Genomic DNA, 16889 nt, shown 5'->3' with positions numbered 1-16889 from the left:
TGCAAATTCGGCGTCGATTCGTCGATACTCACTCTGCAGCACCCTCACTGGTCTCGCTGCCGGTGGGGACGTCGGCGTCGCTTGTCTGGTCGCGTGGTGAACCCGCATCAGAATCATCAGTGATTTTGCGAAGCCCTACCCCTTCCGCCACCGTCGCCAAGGTGGTCGTGACAACCTCATCACCATTTTGCAGCCCGTCGCTGATGTAAGCATAATCCGCGTCACGAAACAGCACTTCGGTGTCGCGAATTTGCAACTGCCCCTCCTTCATAACCCAAACCGTATCGTTCTCACGCACATACCGACGCTCGAGACGAACCACGTCCTCGATCGGTCGCCCTTCAATTTGCACTTCAATCAACGACTGCAGAATCAGCGGTGGCGTGTCGGTGGTTTCTCCCAATGGATCCGTTACCGTCACCAGCACTTGAGCCAAACGCGTGCGGTCATCGACCGTGCCAATCATTCGCGCCACACGAGCTTGTTTCTGGGTCCCCACGGGCCAAGCATCTGGATTTTCCAGTGTCACCATCGACCCTTGCTCGTCGGACGTGGGGAACTGAATCCAACGCAGACTGCGAACCGGAACCGCAGCCGCGATCCAATATTCATCGATACCGACGAGTTGTGCAAGTTCGTCGCCAGGCGACACTTGCGAGCCAACATTGACCGACCGCGAGATGACCTGGGCGTCAAATGGTGCAAAGACACTCGACCGAGCCAGGTCCAACTTCGCCCTTTCCACCGCCGCTTTGGCCGCATTGACCTCGGCACGGATCGACGCGATCTGCGGTGCTCGTAACACCAAATCGCGATTGGTTTCATCAATGGTTTCCTCGAGCAGCTTCAACTCTTTTTGCGCCAAGCTTTGTCGACCTTCCTCGATTTGCAGCGAAGCTTCGGCCTGTTGCAATTCACTTTCTTGGATCGATAACGCGTTTTCAAAGTCCGCAGGATCGATGCGCAACAGCAGATCGCCTTTGCGAACCCTTCCTCCGGGCAAGAATTGCGGAGCCACCTCGACCACTTGGCCGCTCACGCGAGGGCTTAGCACGATCTCCTGGGCCGGCTGGACGGTCCCGAGCACTCGCAAGGTGGGCGAAAAATCCCCGCGTTCCACCGTGACGGTTTCGACCAATGCGGCAGACTTGCGAGTGGCTTTGATCTGTTTCGCGGTCGGCTCCGTGCGATTGATCACCACAATCGCGGCGACCGAAGCGGACAAGATCGCCAAACACGCCATCGTGGTCCCAATGATCCCAAGCCAACGCGATGGACGAGACGGTCGGGATTTATTCATCGCGGCGTGTCTCTGGAGACTTCAAGTCCGAATCGACAAAGTTTGGAACCACATCGATCAATCCATCCATCGCCTGCGCAGCCGAGGTGTGATCGAAATAGTGGAGATCAATGTATTTCGAATCGATGTCATTGCCATGGAAATTCAATGCTTCCGAAGCGTTTTTCTGGCCAGCAACGACACTGGCGGCAGGGATGTCGGCGGTGGAGATGTCGGTGGCGGAGATGGCGACGGTGGGGATGTCGGCTGGGGGCATGTCGGCAGGAACGCTGGCGGGTGGTTGCACGGTAGGGGCTGGTTGGAGGTTGTCTTGAGGCAGAGGGTCAAAGCTGCCGGCCAACGCAAGGTACAGCGCCACCCGGATCAGTCTTAATTCTAATTGAGCGGAAAGCATTTCGCGCTGCAAACGTTGCTGGGCGGTAATGGCCGTCAACACTGCGAGATAGTCCGTGTCGGGTTCCAGCAGATACTGTTCGCGTAGTTGCTCCGCGGCTTGGCGTGCCAATTCGAGTTGTTTTTCCAGATGGCTCAATCGTTCGATCTGGTAGCGTTCGCGAGCCAAGCTGTCTTCGACTTCACCAAATGCGATCAGCATGGTTTGACCATAGCGGTTGAACAGCTCACACACCACCGCCGAAGTGCGAGCAACCTCGGCCTTGCGTTGGCCACCGTCAACAAGGGGGGCGATCAATTGGCCTCCGATCGAAACGAACCAATCACGAAAAATGGTTTCGGGCCGATCGGCAACGTTTAGCAGCGATCCAGTCAAACTGAGACGCGGATACTGGTCACTGATTGCCGCCGCCAAATCGCGATCGGCGGCGGCGAACGCCAAGTAGTCGCGGCGTACATCCGGCCGCCGCTGCAATAGTTCCGACGGCAATCCAGTTGCTGGCAGCGGAGGTAAATCTGGCAATACGGTTCCCGCATCGTACTGGGCCGACTGTGGCATTTGGCCGACCAACACGGCCAATTGATGCTCAAGCACCTCGATGCGTGCTTTTGCTACAACCGCCTGTTCCAACGTTGCTTCGACCAATTGACGTTGGCGAAGCACATCGGGGCTACGAATCAGTCCCAAACCAAACCGAGACTCTTGCAGAAGCAGTCCTGTCCGATTGGTTTTGATCTGTTCGTCGAGCAACCCAAGTTGGGCGTGGGCTTCAATCAATGAAAACCAAGTCCGGGTGATCTCCGCAGAAAGCGTCAAGGCGACCGCGCGATAATCTTGCTGCGTGGCGGCGGCTCGCAATCGCTCAGCCTCCACGCGTGATTCGATCTGGCCCCAAAGATCCAGCGGGTACGCCGCCTCGAATCCAAAGACATAATTTTGAAGATCCGTGCCAGGGCCAAAGCTGCCGCCGATATCGGCAACGCCATTCACATCCGGAAACAGATCCGAAGCTTCTCGGCGGGCCACCGCTCTTGCCGCGCGAAGCCGTTGCCGGGCTGCCGCAAGCGTGAAACTGCTCTCCAGTGCTTGGTTGATTTGTTCATTCAAAGCGGGATCGGCAAACTCGCTCCACCACCGATCGGATACCGGCAACTCGCCACTTTGCGAAAACGGGGGCGGATTCTGCGTCGGCAGTGCTGGAAGCGACTCACGGCCCGCGCAACCGCCAACGACCACCAGCATGACTGCCATGGTTGCACAGGCACTGCAACGCAATGAGAAACGGAATAATCCCATGCTGGCAAACCTACCGAGCGTCCACCGACCGAAACAAGCTCAATTAACAACAACACCGAACACAATTTCAGTGAAACAACCTCAAGAGGGACAGAGCTTCACATCGGGGGGAACATCCACTCATGGGGGACAGAGCCCGATCGTTGGGGGTTGACTTTTGATCAGGCCAGGCGAACGATTCATCATTGGCCCTTGGCTCGATTCCTCCTGACTGACACGGAGGTGTGTGATGGTTCGCCTTACACGCTCGGAAGTCTTCGATCCCGACGAAATTGCCATCGCTCATACCTGTAGTCGGACTGTCCGGCGATGCTTCTTGATGGGCGATGATCCCTTTACCGGGAAAAATTTCGATCATCGCAAAACGTGGATCGAACAGCACTTGATGCACTTCGCCCAAAATTTCAGTGTCGATCTCCTTGGGTATAGTTTGCTATCAAATCATATGCATTTGATTCTGCGTACGCGGCCAGATGTCGTTGCCACCTGGAGCGACAACGAGGTAGCACGCCGGTGGATGATGATTTGTCCGCATCGACGAGATGACGATGGGCTTCCGCTTCCGCCTACCGAGCCCGAGATCCGCTCGATCGCAGGATGTCCCGTTAAGTGTGCCGAAATTCGCAGACGGCTCAGCAGTGTCAGCTGGTGGATGCGACTACTCTGCCAACGTGTCGCGCTGCGAGCGAACCGCGAAGACGAAGAATCGGGCCATTTCTTTCAAGGCCGATTCCATGCCACGCGGATTGTTGACGAGGCCTCGCTGTTGGCGTGTGCGGCCTACGTTGACTTGAATCCGATTCGTGCTGCGATGGCCGAAACGCTCGAGCAGAGCGATCACACCTCGGTGCAGCGGCGAATTCAGTCCATCACCGCTAATCGCAGAAATTGCATTCCGGCGGCAAAACGACGAGACAGTTTCCTGGCTCCGGTCACGATTGACGAGCGGTCTGGTCAGATTGGTCCGTGCGTGAGCCAGTCGGGAAAACGCTGCAGCGACAAAGGCTTTCTGCCGATGTCACTCGAAGATTACTTGGAAATGCTCGACTGGACGGCACGCCAAATCGCCCCCGGTAAAAGCGGCCGGACGCCCGCGGACACACCGCCGGTGCTCAAGCGATTGGGTTTGGACGGCACGACATGGTGTGAACTGGTCAGCGACTTTGGCCGGCTGTTTTGCACGGTCGCAGGACGCCCCGAGTGTGTCGATCCGCTGCGAAGCCTCCGCACCCACCGCCGCTATCATTTGCGGCGACGAGCGAGAGAGTTGCTTGCTCGCGTGGATTAGCTTGAGAGCGTCCCTTCTTTTTGACTGCGGGGCATGGCGACGAGTCGCCGATAAGAGAGCTGCGCGCGTTGTCGCGTGTTAGCTTGCTGATTTCGGCAGGTTTCTGTCAATTGCGGCGTTTTATGAGTGATTCGCACTTGTAAGTCGGCCGGCCCTCTCCGATCTAGCTCTTCAGTGGCGCCCACCCAGGCCCCGGAGAAATGCTCTGTCCCCAGTAGGGCGGTGGCACTCACCTAGGCCCCGGAAAAATGCTCTGTCCCGGGTGGCGATGCCACGCGGATTGTTGACGAGGCCTCGCTGTTGGCGTGTGCGGCCTACGTTGACTTGAATCCGATTCGTGCTGCGATGGCCGAAACGCTTGAGCAGAGCGATCACACCTCGGTGCAGCGGCGAATTGAGTCCATCACGTCCAATCGCAGCAATTGCATTCCGGCGGCAAAACGACGAGACAGTTTCTTGGCTCCGGTCACGATCGACGAGCGGTCTGGTCAGATTGGCCCGTGCGTGAGCCAGTCGGGAAAACGCTGCAGCGACAAAGGCTTTCTGCCGATGTCGCTCGAAGATTACGTGGAAATGCTCGACTGGACGGCACGCCAGATCGCCCCCGGTAAAAGCGGTCGGACGCCCGCGGACACACCGCCGGTGCTCAAGCGATTGGGTTTGGACGGCACGGCATGGTGTGAACTGGTCAGCGACTTTGGCCGGTTGTTTTGCACGGTCGCAGGACGCCCCGAGTGTGTCGATCCGCTGCGAAGCCTCCGCACCCACCGCCGCTATCATTTGCGGCGACGAGCGAGAGAGTTGCTTGCTCGCGTGGATTAGCTTGAGAGCGTCCCTTCTTTTTGACTGCGGAGCTTGGCGACGAGTCGCCGATAAGAGAGCTGCGCGCGTTGTCGCGTGTTAGCTTGCTGATTTCGGCAGGTTTCTGTCAATTGCGGCGTTTTATGAGTGATTCGCACTTGTAAGTCGGCCGGCCCTCTCCGATCTAGCTCTTCAGTGGCGCCCACCCAGGCCCCGGCAAAATGCTCTGTCCCTGTTAGGGCGGAAAGATGCTCTGTCCCCGGTAGGAGTCCCCGGTAGGAGGTTAAAAGGCTCTGTCCCTGGTGGAGGTGGTCCCTGGTGGGGTGTGCTTGTGTTTTGGCCTAAAGTCTTGGGCTTCTTTGCCTGCAGTTGTTTGTGGTCTTTGCCGCTCTCTCTCGCGTGAAAGTGGCTGGTGGTTGTTGTCACTGCCTTGGCCTCGGGCTGCCGCGAGGTTCTAGCTGATTGGTCGATGGATCTGGTCTTTCTGATTACAGGAGTCTGGAGGGGTCGCTTTCGAGTCCTCGGTAACCTGCCTGTGAACGTCAAGATCGCTAAATTCGGAATAAATTAGCTCGGGGGGGAAGGTTTTAGCGGACTGAAGGGCAATCCTCGACGATGAAAGCTGAGCAGACGCCAGAGAGTTGCTCCCGTTTTTAGAAGGACAGTGCCTTGAATTCCGTAAATCCAAAATCGTGCCTTCTCGTGATTGTGTTTTGTGTGCCTCTGCTCCAAGGATGCGCTACGATTGCAAGCAGCCGCGAGTACCCCGTGGCGTTCGAGAACAGTGGCGGCAAAACATACTTCGCAATTCATGACCAAAAGAATCAACTTGTTCACCAGGGCGTTACGCCTGAGCAAGTCACTTTGCCTGCCAAGTCGGCGCCGTTTCGACCTGCGAAGTACAATGTGACATTTGCAGGAGCCGGAGAATTCACTCAGCATCGCGAGCTGCACGCGGGGGTCGATCCATGGACTGCCGGAAATATTCTGGTGGGCGGTGGCTTGGGGGCCATCGTTGATGGGGCTACGGGAGCGATGTTTAAGCTACCCGCAAACGTCAATGCCGACGTGCCTGCTCAGTATGCGATCGCCGACCCTGCACAGGGGGCCAGGATGGCGATGCGTCATTCGGATGCTGTTGAGCAGGCCGGGGCCTGGCAACCGGACGTGCGCCGCGTCGAGTACCAGTCGGCATTGCCGCCGAGTCGTTAGAGACCGGCGGGCAAGTTGCAGCCGAATACTTGGCCGCTTCGCCACTCAGCAAATCTGCTCGCCGCTAAATGTGATCGGCAGACCGTTTTGAATCGGGCGTTCTTTTGCCGGCTGGACCACAGGTTTGTCGCAAGAAGTAACACGCGAAGTTCCACGGCGGTTCGGAGGCGGTGCCTTGGTGCCATCCGAGTTCGCCCCAGCCGAGTAGTTTTTCTAGCGGAGCGGCGCGAGCCGTCCGGTTAAAATCGAACGTTTTAACCGCTGCATCCCGGCGGGCCCTTTCGCCGCGAACGCTCCCCAAGGTAAAAGGCCCAAAGTAGAAGGCATTGGGCAGTGGCCTCATGCGATGCTTGGCAGCTGTCGGTGCGATACACGCGTAAAAAAAGCCCGAACTCGTGTGAGTCGGGCTTTCGCGAAAAGCGACGCGGACGGGACTCGAACCCGCAACCTCCGGATCGACAGTCCGGGGCTCTAACCAATTGAGCTACCGCGCCTTTCTGTGGCGGTGGTGCCGAAGCACCAGTGTCGCGTTTGCGATGAAGCAAACAATATGATCAGCAAGTTGATTCTTTGCAACCCGTGTTGGGAAGCATTTTTTTGATCGCTGTGAAGCGTCTTTGCTAATCACTTGGACGGGGATTATATCGATCCACCGAACCTCTGCAAGTCACCTTTGCCAAGAACTTTGGCGGGCCAATCTCGCTTGCGGACTGGCTGTGACGATTAAACCAATCATGCTGGAATTCATCGGACATTGCAACCTGGGTTGGCCACTTTTTTTGCTGCTGTCGTCCAAGAAAACCTAGGGTTAGGCAGCGAACCTATTTCTTGGGAATCCCGTTTTCTCAAGTCGCTGAAAACACCGTTTCTGACGTCCACCGTTAGGCAATTCAAATGATGACCGAACTACTGCTTGCATTCTCGTTAGGGGATTGGTTCCGGGATGCCTGCAACGAACTGACCTACTATTTTGGCCACATGAACAAGACCCAGTGGGGTATCGTCTCCGCCTGTTCAGTGGCCTTTGGCTTCTTGTGCCTGAAGGGAACCGGAATCAACCGTTGAAGCGTGTTATGTGGATTCGCAGCAATCTTTCAAACCCGTGGCGACTCTCGCTTGCGCAAACGATTTTTTGTCAGCCACGACCTTAATCTCGGCATGGCAATTTCCGGTTTCGAGGTTACCGGTTTGTCGAAGGTTGATTGCGATACAGCAGCCAATACGATGCGGGAATCACCACCAACGTAAACAGCGTCGAGGTCAGTATCCCAAAAATGATGGCCCAAGCGAGTCCCGAGAAGACGGGATCGAGCGTGATCACGCCGTTGGCAAGCAGCGTGGTGCCCGCGGTCAACAAGATCGGACGCGTACGAACGGCGACGCTGCGAATGATCGATTCGCGAAGATCATGCCCTTCGGCTTGTGCCAGGTGAATGAAGTCGATCAAGACAACGGAGTTTCGCACCACGATTCCCGCTAGCGCAATCATCCCGATCATCGCCGTCGCGGTGAAAAAGACGGGATTGGGGTGTCCGCCAACTCCGACATCCGTGATCCAGTTCAAAATCCAAAAACCAGGCATGATGCCGATCATGGTCAGCGGGATCGCCGTCATGATCAACACTGGCAACATTCGCGATCCGGTTTGGAACATCAAGATAATAAAAATCCCCAGCAGCGCGGCGCCAAACGCTAGCCCCAGATCACGGAACACATCGAGGGTGATTTTCCACTCGCCTTCGCCCGCCCAATTGACGGTATAGCCAGCGGGAATCGACCACGGCACGTTGCCGCCGAGGGAAATCCAGGAGCGTTCGGCCAGCGGTTTGGGCGCCGCTGCAGCGAGTTGAGCTTGATTTCTGCGGACGATGTTTTCGACTGATTCGTCGGAGACTGTACTGTCCCACTGGACATCCAGGACGGCGTCAGCCGGCGGACGGCCCGCGACCTCGGCGTAGACAAAGACGACGCGTTTCAGATTTTTGTGATAGATCGTCTTCTCTTCATCGACCATTTTGAAATGCCCGAGCGATCCAAGCTGGACGCTTTGCCCGGCGTTACCTTGAACGTAGATCTCTGCGAGATCGTCAATGGCGGATCGATTCTTGCGGGGCAGTTTCAGCTCGATCCACAGCGGTTCGACTTCACTTGGTTCATGCATCACGGTGGCTTTGTAACCGCTCAATACTGCAGCGACGGTATCGGCAATTGCCTTGGTGGAAATTCCCGATAGCGCCGCCTTGGCTTTGTCGGTCTCAAATACGTAACGCAGCGAGTCGTCTTCGGCGCTGACATCCAGATCCACCACGCCGGGTTCCGCCGCCAATCGGGCTTTGACCGTCCGGGCGACCGCGATTTGGTCGTCGTAGCTGCCTTCGGGCGGTCCATAGACCTCGGCTGTTATCGATGCCAATACCGGCGGCCCCGGTGGTACCTCGACCAATTTTAGATTCGCCCCCAGCGACGTTCCCAGCTTGGTTACTTCGTCGCGAATCCGCAGCAAGATTTCGTGTGACTGTTGGACGCGAAAGTCCTTGCCAATCAAATTGACGCGAATGTCCGCCACATTCGCTCCTTGACGCAAAAAGTAGTGACGCACCATTCCATTAAAATCCATCGGCGATGCCACTCCGACAAAAACCTCGTAGTCACGCACTTCGGCAAGTCCGCCTAGGTAGCGGCCGATCCGGCGAGCGACAACGTCGGTGCGTTCAAGCGTCGTTCCCTCGGGCATGTCGATCACGATTTGAAATTCGTTTTTGTTGTCATACGGCAACATCTTGACGGGGACAAATCGAAACACCGGCAGCAGCAGCGCTGCGACAAACAATGCGGCAATTGCGACAAGCACTCCCGCGGCATAGATGGTTTTGCTCAGGATCGGAGTCAGAACCGCCCGGCTGATTCGGTACAGCGGACGCTGGGCAAGATCAAATCCATCGCTGCGGACATCCCCCGTTTCGAAATGTTTTAGTGAGACCAGAGCCAACCACGGCGTGATTACAAACGCTACCAGCGTCGAGATCGTGACTGTCAGCGGAACGTTCAATGCCATCGGTCCCATGTACGGTCCCATCATGCCGGTGATAAACGCCAATGGCAAAAAACTGGCGATGATCGCCAGCGTCGACAGAATCAACGCTGGCCGCACCTCTTGCACCGCACGCAGCACCGATTGGCGAGGCGGCAAAATCTTCATCGCAAAGTAGCGGGCGATATTTTCGACATCGGTGATCGGGTCGTCCACAAGCAATCCCAACGCCAAGATCAGTGCGAACATCGTGACTCGATTGATCGAATAGCCCACCATCAAATTGACAAACAATGTCAGGCTATAGCAGACCGGAATCGCCAACGCGATCACAATCGCAGGCCGCCATCCCATCACCAAGCCGATCAAACCGACCACGGTCAAAACGGCGACCAATAAGCCTTCGATGAGCTCATTGACCTTTTCGTTCGCGGTTTCGCCATAGTCGCGTGTGATGCGAGCATGCACCCCGCGAGGCAAATGGGATCGCGACAATGATTCCATTTTCTCGTGAACCGCCTCGGCCACACGCACCGCATTGGTGCCTTTGCGTTTGGCTACCGAGATGTTGACGGCGGGGAAAACGTCGGCGACATCACCACGTTCCGGGTCGGCAGGACCAAAGCCGATCCAGCTATAGCTTTCTGCTTCGGCAGGCCCGTCAACGACCGTGGCGACATTCTTCAGATAGACTGGGCGATCGCTGGCTACATTGACGACAAGGTTTTCAAGTTCGTCGAGCGATTCAAAGAAGGTGCCTGTTTCAACCGCAAAGAGTTTGTCCTGTTGTTCAAAACTGCCGTTGCGAATGGTGACGTTGCCGACTTGCAACGCATTGGCGACTTGCAGTGGTGAAGTGCGATGCGCGGCGAGTCGCTGGGCGTCAATGCGGACGTAGATTCGCCGCGGTCGGCCGCCTACGACTTCGACTCGATTGGTGTTGGGAATCGCTTGCAATTCGTGCTGGATTTCTTCGGCGATCCGTCTTAGTTCATGATCGCCGTAACGATCGCTGCGTTCGGACCACAGCGTGGCGATCACGATCGGAACATCGTCGACTTCGATTGGCTTGATCACCCATGACTGGACCGTTGGCGGGATCAGATCGGTTGACGAATTGATCTTGTTATAAAGTTTAACGAGTGAATCTTCGCGATCCTCACCCACAAAGAAACGCACCGTCACGATCGCTTGTCCCGTCTTGCTCATCGAATAGACATACTCGACTCCATCAATTTGATAGAGCAGTTTTTCGATCCGGTCGGTGACTTGCCGTTCTACTTCTTCGGCCGACAATCCCGGTGCGGAAACAAAGACGTCCGCCATCGGAACGACGATTTGAGGTTCTTCTTCGCGGGGCGTTAGCCAAAGCGATGCCGCACCAAGCAGTAGCGAGATGACGATCAACATGATCGCGACATCGCCGCGAAGAAAGACTTCGACAATGCGAGTTAAGAAAGGAGTTTTCGCGTCATCGTTCATTCGTCACGATTCCTAGAAGCAGATTTCCTAGAGCCAGATTTCACTCGATGTTCGTTTCGTCCGGGGTAGGAACAGCAGGTTCTGCGTGCAGAATCACGCGTTCACCGGCTTTCAATCCGCTTAGCACCTCGTGACGTCCAGGCATTCCCATTTGACCGCTTTTGATCAAGCGACGTTCGACGACACCATCGGCAAGCACAACGTCGACAAAGTCGAGTTGCCCCATCCGGACGATGGCATCATCGGCAAGACACAAATGTCGTCGCTGGCCCGTGGGAATTCGTAATCGCCCAAACATGCCTTCATAAAGTTGGTCGGACCTTGGCAGCGTTGCTTTCACCAGAAACGATCGGCTGGGGGCATCGGCTTGCGGCACAATTTCGTCAATCGAGACCGGGAATTCTTGGTCCACCGCGTCGACATAGACTTTCATTTCGTCACCGATCCGCATCTTGACGGCCAAGCTTTCCTGTACAGGGGCTTCGAGCCGGAGCGAGGTTTCGTCATAGAGCACTAGCAACGGTTCGCCTGGTTTAACGACGTCGCCGGGTTCGGCCAGTCGGTCGACAATCCGTCCGCTTTTCGAAGCGATGATCTTGGTGTACGAAAGCTGGACGGCCGATTCCGAGACCGCTTGCCTGGCTCGACTCTCTTCGGCCTCGGCCACCTGCAGATCTCGCAACGCCAAGTCTTGGTCCGATGGCGAAGCGGCATTTTGTTTTTTGAGCGACTCGACCCGCTCGAATTGTTTTTCGGCTTGAGCGCGGCGTGCGATTGCCGCTTCAAGACTTTGTTTGGCTTGGTCGAGTCGAGCCTGAAACTCTTGGCTTTCCAATCGAATCAATTCTTGGCCTTCGACCACTTGATCGCCCGCCGTCACTCGGATGTTCTCGATGGTTGCCAGCAATTTGGACGAGACCACCGTGCGGCTGGATGCTTTTAACGTTCCAACTGCTTCTTCGATCGCTTGCTTGCGAATTTCGTGAACAACATCGGTGGGCTCGCCAGCATACTGCTGGGTTCCGCGAACGCTCCAGTCCGGAGCGATCTTGGTCTCGAACATGCCCGACAACCAAGCGATTGTTAGCAACATCAACACCAATCCGGCAACCATCGCGAGCACACGCGTGGAATTGGAAATGAGTTTGGGGATCCATGCAGTCTTCATGTCTCATCTCGTCTAGCAACCCAATGGTTTGAAACCACAACGTTCACGAACCGCAACACGATTGATCGTTCTTCACTTGATTCCAGGGCATCTTGGCAAGCATCATGCCCATCAAACAGCTGTCCAAGATGCCTGCCCCCGCCAAGCCGGCACCCATGATCGCCGCGATGATGGCAAAGTATGGCGACACGGTGATCGCCAAGATGCCGCTGATCAAGACAATTGTGCCGGCGACAATGCGGACTTGCCGCTCGAGCGAGACGCCCTTTTTACCGCGAACGACTGGATAACCCGCGGCATCCCAAGCCATTGTGCCTCCGTCCACATTGGCCACGTTGGTGTAGCCAGCGTCAATCAGTTTTTGACAGGCCTTTGCACCACGAGCTCCGGATTTGCAAATGACATAAAGCGTTTTCGCAGGATCACGTCGGCTCATCAACGTTGCAGGATCGAGCGAATCAAGTGGCACGTTTTCCGCCATCAACGCTCGCACTTCACGAAACTCCAGCGGTGTACGAACATCGATTAGATCGATCTCGTCTCGCGAATCCAACATCGCAAGCTCATCAACGCTAACGGTTTTAACGTCCGACATTTTTTGTTCCATCCTGCAAAACTGATTGAGGTATCCCGCCGAAGACGAACGCACCACAAGCAAACGCTGAGCCGATCGCATCTCGGCTGTGATCGATCGGCATATCGTGGTCGCAGCTGGCCGCGGGTTTGCTTGGGTGACAGATCGAGCGAACGCTGATTCCGCGACGTCCCGACTGGTCTGTTCAATATATCGTGACATTGCGATATGTCAATCCAACGAATCTTGGCGGAACGCTGGATTCGGCCGTTATGGCGCTAATCGAGACATATCGCACATTGCCACGTTGGACGCTCAGGTCGCGTCGAAGTGGCCGTCTGTGCCGCGAGGGACCGCCCCGATATAACTCGAGCGATTCGCTCGCCGCTGACCAGAGCAATAGCAAGAGCCTGCGCCGCGTCGGGGCCGTGCCGTAGCCGAACGCCGATGACACTGCTGGACGTTTTTATTTACTTAGCGGTTCACCAATCGGGCGAGCCGTTCTTTGAGAGCACGGCCGAAGCTGTCCATGGCTTCAGGGCTAGGGATCAATTCGCTTGGCGAGAAGTCGTAGTCGGCGCCGGTTTCATAGCCACAAGGCAGTGGGACGAATTTCAGATCACGTTCAGCTGCCAATCGCATTGCACGTTTCATATGAGACGCGCTGGTCACCAGGCCGATCTTTCCGTGGCGAGGAAAGCCTGGGGGAGGTGAAGCAAAGAAGGCCTGCAAATTCTTCATCTCTTGGGATGTATTATCACCGGGGGATTCGTAGATCTTGTCGCTTGGGATTCCGATGGATTCAAGCATCATTCGACCTGCTTCGGCCGGCTGAATTCTTCCCAGCGACGAACCGCCGGTGCAAATCACGGCTTGCGTATGACCGCCGTGCCAGAGCTGGGCCGTATACATAATGCGTTGGCCGGCGATTCCTAGTTCGGGGACTTCGTCGTACGCGATGGTGACGCCACCGCCAAGCACAACGACACAGCGAAACGGTTCCGATTGGGCGTCGAGATCGGCGCGAGGTGGTTCGAGACTGCTCATGCTGGCGTCGGCAACGTCTCCGTTGCCAGTGATTGAAATCAATGCGAACAGCAGGGCGAAAACGATTCCAAAACGCCGGGCCCCTCGCCGAAAACAGAGCAGGCTGGCGACCAACGTGAACGTCCAAAGGATGCCAAGCGGCATCACCAATGCGGTGGCACAGCGATCCGCCATCCCTTTGTCGACCTGTATCCACGTCCAAATCACGAGGGCAAGGTCGATCGCGGCGCCCCAAGCGATCCCCGTCATGACATTACGAACCGTCCACACGTGGTCGGGGGACGAGGTGCGGCCGGTGGACACGTTAGTGGGCTGGGCGGGTGGATCGTTGACGGCAGGATCGATCACAGCAGCATCGTTGGGGCGAGAGTGATTCATGGTTTGCAAAAATCAGCAGGCGAAACAGGAATGGAGGGCAAATGAATGCGGAACAAGGCAGCGGTTTTTTGCGGCCAATTTCGCGTTTTTCAAGATTGCGGCCGCATCGAGCGAAGATCCGTCCATTTTCGCGTTGCCGGGATCCGGATCGAGCAAGGAAAACCGGCTCGAAAATTGGCCCAGAAATTGGCTCGAAAAATGCAACGGTGGATTGGTCGGTCAGGCGCGTCAAGCATCGAGAAATTTTTGTGGCGATACAATCCTGTGAAAATGACGTGGTTTGACCGCTTCCGAGTTGGACAGCAGAAGCAGTCTAATCGAATGACTCTGCTTGAACATGTTGGTTCTTTTGTCGTTGAATTTTGGTAATCAAAAGGAGTGATCGTATGCGATGGCGTGGACGTCGGCAGAGTGACAATGTTGAAGACCGTCGGGGGATGAGCGGACCGGCGGTTGCCCGCGGCGGTGCGGGGATATTGATCTTGGCGTTGATTGTGGCGTTGTTGGGCGGAGACCCTCGCCAGATATTGCAGCAACCTCAGCAAGTGCCCGGTGCCAGAATTGGGCAAGCCGAAGCGAATCGTGAGTTAACGCCCGCGGAGATCGAAGCCGGGGATTTTGCAAAAACCATTCTCGCCGATAGCGAGGATGTGTGGACGCACCTGTTTCGCACGCAGTTGGGCCGCGAATATGTCCCACCGACTCTCGTCTTGTTCAGTGGCCAAGTGCGATCGGCGTGTGGCGGTGCGACAGCGGAATCGGGGCCATTTTATTGTCCGGCCGACCGCAAGGTTTATCTCGACACCTCCTTTTTCGCTCAGTTGTCGGACCAATTAGGGGCTCCGGGCGATTTTGCGCAAGCCTATGTGATTGCTCATGAGGTCGGTCACCATGTACAAAACCTGCTTGGTTACACCGATCAAGTCCAGCAGATCCGGCGGACTCGCAGCGAAACCGAAGCGAATCAAGCCTCGGTGCAACTCGAATTGCAGGCCGACTTTCTCGCAGGCTGTATGCTGCATCACTTGCAAAAGCAGAAGCAGGTGATTGAAGAAGGGGATATCGAAGAGGGGTTGCGTGCTGCGGCGGCAATCGGTGACGACCGACTTCAGAAGCGAAGCCGAGGTTACGTCGACGTTGAATCGTTCACGCATGGATCCAGCGCGCAGCGGTTGCGGTGGTTTCGGCTAGGGCTACAAACCGGCGATCTTCGGCAAGGCGATACGTTTAACACGAAAGATTTGTAGGGTATGGCGAACGAAACGAATTTGGCACAACGCGTCATCGAACTTGAAATCAAGATCACGCATATGCAACACGCTTACGACCAATTGAATGAAGTGGTTACCGAACAAGCGATGCGGCAAGATCGTCTGCAAGCGGTGCTCAAAGCGATGAAGGAGAAAATGGAGGATTTGAAGGCGGCCAAGGAACCGGCTCAGGATCCGCTGGACGAAAAGCCACCTCACTACTAAACGCGTATCGCTGAGAGAGCTGCGTCAGCCGATTTGGTTGGCGAGTTTTTCTGCAGCCGCAATCACCGGAGCGATACCGACCCCGTCCAGCGCGTTGCTGATCAAGTGAATTCCCGGGGCGGAGGCGATCGATTCGCGAATTCGCTGCACCCGTTCGACGTGACCGAGCGTGTACTGAGGCATTGCGTCGTTCCAGCGAACGACGCGAGTGAGGACAGGGGTACCGCGAAGCCCAATCAGTTCTGCCAATTCATCACTGGCAATGTCCACAAGGGTTTCGTCATCGTGTTCTAGCAGTTCTCGTTGCAGTGTCCCTCCGATAAAGACACGCACGATGACGTGATCTTGTGGTGCGCGTCCGGCATATTTCTCGCTGGCAAAGCTGGCTGCCAAAATGCGTCGGCGTTCGATCGGCGGAACGACAAAGCCGAACATGCGACGTTTTTCGGCAATGTCCTCTCGGCGAACTGCCATCACGACGATCGCTGTCGAAGAGGATTCGATCGAGGAAAGCTCGGCAGCCGCAGCGGGAGCGATGTCCCGCAAAAATGTTGCACTGATCCGCGGCGGGGTCGCCAAGACCACATCGTCGTACTGCCCCGAGCCGCCTTGGGTATCCTGGACCAACCACTGATCCTCGAGTCGCTGGATCGACTGAACGCCACATTGCAGACGAACCGTTCCGACGGGCAAGGACTCGCTGAGCAGTTTGGGCAGCTCGATCATTCCGCCGGGGAAGGCCCGAAATTGTTCGTAGCGAGCTCCGGCACTGCTGCGTTCAACCGAGTCTTGTCCCGATCGGCGACGTGCAAGCGTTGCTCGTGTCAACGAACCGTATTGACGCTCCATCTCGACGAACGGCTTCATTGTCGCGTTCATGCTGAGCGATTCAACGTCAGCGGTATAGATGCCAGCGACCAAAGGGCCAACGATCCGCTGCAGCACTTCGTTTCCGAGCCGTCGGCGGACAAAATTGGCCACGCTTTCGTCATCGAGCGTGTAGCGTTTGGGCACGAACGCCTCAGCCGCCATTCGTAATTTGCCACGCAGCGACAGCAGCCCCGTTGTCAGCATCGGCAGCATTTTGGTGGCCCGCATCAAAACGAAACCATCCGGCAGCGGTTTTAGCTTTCCGTGATGAACGATCATCGCCCCACGGCCGGTTTGATTGGGCAAGATCAGACGGTCCTCGGCACCCAGCTGACGGCACAAATTGATGGCCGCGGGAGGGTTCAATGCGAACATGTCGGCGCCATGATCGAGCACAAAATCGTCGATTCGCTCGGTATGGATCACGCCGCCCACGCGGGGGGACGATTCGAAGACCGCAAGTCGACGATTGGGGTTTTTCAGATGCAGATGGACGGCGGTGGCGAGTCCCGACAAACCGCCACCGACAATTGCAACGGTGGGTTCCGTTTTTTCCGACACGCCTGATAGGAT

At 56.3% G+C, this 16889-nt stretch carries 14 protein-coding genes and 1 tRNA gene; 7 read left to right on the top strand and 8 right to left on the bottom strand.

The genetic code is table 11. From position 1 onward, the window contains the following. Nucleotides 1-28: 28 nt before the first annotated feature. Both ABEA92_RS11575 and ABEA92_RS11570 read right to left on the bottom strand, forming a co-directional pair. Nucleotides 29-1300, bottom strand: a complete 1272-nt coding sequence (locus ABEA92_RS11575) for an efflux RND transporter periplasmic adaptor subunit (RefSeq protein ID WP_345683981.1) — start codon at nucleotides 1298-1300, stop codon at nucleotides 29-31. Next, complete coding sequence (locus ABEA92_RS11570) at nucleotides 1293-2945, bottom strand: TolC family protein (RefSeq protein WP_345683980.1); 1653 nt, start codon at nucleotides 2943-2945, stop codon at nucleotides 1293-1295. The genes ABEA92_RS11575 and ABEA92_RS11570 overlap by 8 nt, the downstream gene beginning before the upstream one ends. 274 nt (nucleotides 2946-3219) lie before the next feature. Here ABEA92_RS11570 and ABEA92_RS11565 point away from each other — a divergent pair, with 274 nt between their 5' ends. The 3 genes from ABEA92_RS11565 to ABEA92_RS11555 all read left to right on the top strand — a co-directional run bounded on the left by ABEA92_RS11565 (nucleotide 3220) and on the right by ABEA92_RS11555 (nucleotide 6291). After that, nucleotides 3220-4278 carry a hypothetical protein gene (locus ABEA92_RS11565; protein WP_345683979.1) on the top strand — a complete coding sequence of 353 codons (1059 nt, stop codon included), beginning with the start codon at nucleotides 3220-3222 and terminating at the stop codon, nucleotides 4276-4278. Between the two features lie 324 nt (nucleotides 4279-4602). Beyond that, the gene (locus ABEA92_RS11560; RefSeq protein WP_345683978.1) at nucleotides 4603-5100 is read left to right on the top strand and encodes a hypothetical protein; all 498 of its coding nucleotides are present in this window, start codon (nucleotides 4603-4605) and stop codon (nucleotides 5098-5100) included. 747 nt (nucleotides 5101-5847) lie between these two features. Further along, nucleotides 5848-6291, top strand: a complete 444-nt coding sequence (locus tag ABEA92_RS11555; protein WP_345683977.1) for a hypothetical protein — start codon at nucleotides 5848-5850, stop codon at nucleotides 6289-6291. A 420-nt stretch (nucleotides 6292-6711) separates the two neighbouring features. Here ABEA92_RS11555 and ABEA92_RS11550 read toward each other — a convergent pair. After that, nucleotides 6712-6785: transfer RNA gene (locus tag ABEA92_RS11550), tRNA-Asp, on the bottom strand. Nucleotides 6786-7185: 400 nt separating this feature from the next. Here ABEA92_RS11550 and ABEA92_RS11545 point away from each other — a divergent pair. Then, nucleotides 7186-7356: a hypothetical protein gene (locus ABEA92_RS11545; RefSeq protein WP_345683976.1), complete on the top strand. Its 171-nt coding sequence runs from the start codon at nucleotides 7186-7188 to the stop codon at nucleotides 7354-7356. Between the two features lie 115 nt (nucleotides 7357-7471). On the opposite strand, the gene ABEA92_RS11540 is transcribed toward ABEA92_RS11545, so the two are convergent. From ABEA92_RS11540 to ABEA92_RS11525, 4 genes are all read right to left on the bottom strand, one after another. Continuing rightward, nucleotides 7472-10804 carry an efflux RND transporter permease subunit gene (locus ABEA92_RS11540; RefSeq protein WP_345683975.1) on the bottom strand — a complete coding sequence of 1111 codons (3333 nt, stop codon included), beginning with the start codon at nucleotides 10802-10804 and terminating at the stop codon, nucleotides 7472-7474. 40 nt (nucleotides 10805-10844) lie between these two features. Continuing rightward, nucleotides 10845-11972, bottom strand: a complete 1128-nt coding sequence (locus ABEA92_RS11535; protein ID WP_345683974.1) for an efflux RND transporter periplasmic adaptor subunit — start codon at nucleotides 11970-11972, stop codon at nucleotides 10845-10847. A gap of 43 nt (nucleotides 11973-12015) precedes the next feature. After that, on the bottom strand, nucleotides 12016-12567 hold the full coding sequence (locus ABEA92_RS11530) for a rhodanese-like domain-containing protein (protein WP_345683973.1): 552 nt from the start codon (nucleotides 12565-12567) through the stop codon (nucleotides 12016-12018). 453 nt (nucleotides 12568-13020) lie between these two features. Next, the gene (locus ABEA92_RS11525) at nucleotides 13021-13971 is read right to left on the bottom strand and encodes a YdcF family protein (protein ID WP_345683972.1); all 951 of its coding nucleotides are present in this window, start codon (nucleotides 13969-13971) and stop codon (nucleotides 13021-13023) included. Between the two features lie 41 nt (nucleotides 13972-14012). On the opposite strand from ABEA92_RS11525, the gene ABEA92_RS11520 reads away from it, so the two are divergent. From ABEA92_RS11520 to ABEA92_RS11510, 3 genes are all read left to right on the top strand, one after another. After that, a complete protein-coding gene (locus ABEA92_RS11520; protein ID WP_345683971.1) occupies nucleotides 14013-14255 on the top strand; it encodes a hypothetical protein in 243 nt (80 codons plus the stop codon). 102 nt (nucleotides 14256-14357) lie between these two features. Next, nucleotides 14358-15218, top strand: coding sequence for a KPN_02809 family neutral zinc metallopeptidase (gene ypfJ, locus ABEA92_RS11515; protein WP_345683970.1), 861 nt, complete (start codon nucleotides 14358-14360; stop codon nucleotides 15216-15218). Nucleotides 15219-15221: 3 nt separating this feature from the next. Next, the gene (locus tag ABEA92_RS11510; protein WP_345683969.1) at nucleotides 15222-15446 is read left to right on the top strand and encodes a SlyX family protein; all 225 of its coding nucleotides are present in this window, start codon (nucleotides 15222-15224) and stop codon (nucleotides 15444-15446) included. Between the two features lie 24 nt (nucleotides 15447-15470). Here ABEA92_RS11510 and hemG read toward each other — a convergent pair whose 3' ends face one another. Beyond that, nucleotides 15471-16877 carry a protoporphyrinogen oxidase gene (hemG, locus tag ABEA92_RS11505; protein WP_345683968.1) on the bottom strand — a complete coding sequence of 469 codons (1407 nt, stop codon included), beginning with the start codon at nucleotides 16875-16877 and terminating at the stop codon, nucleotides 15471-15473. Nucleotides 16878-16889: the final 12 nt, after the last annotated feature.

The sequence above is a fragment of the Novipirellula caenicola genome, assembly GCF_039545035.1.
GTDB lineage: Bacteria > Planctomycetota > Planctomycetia > Pirellulales > Pirellulaceae > Novipirellula > Novipirellula caenicola.
This window is presented reverse-complemented; position numbering and strand designations above follow the sequence as displayed.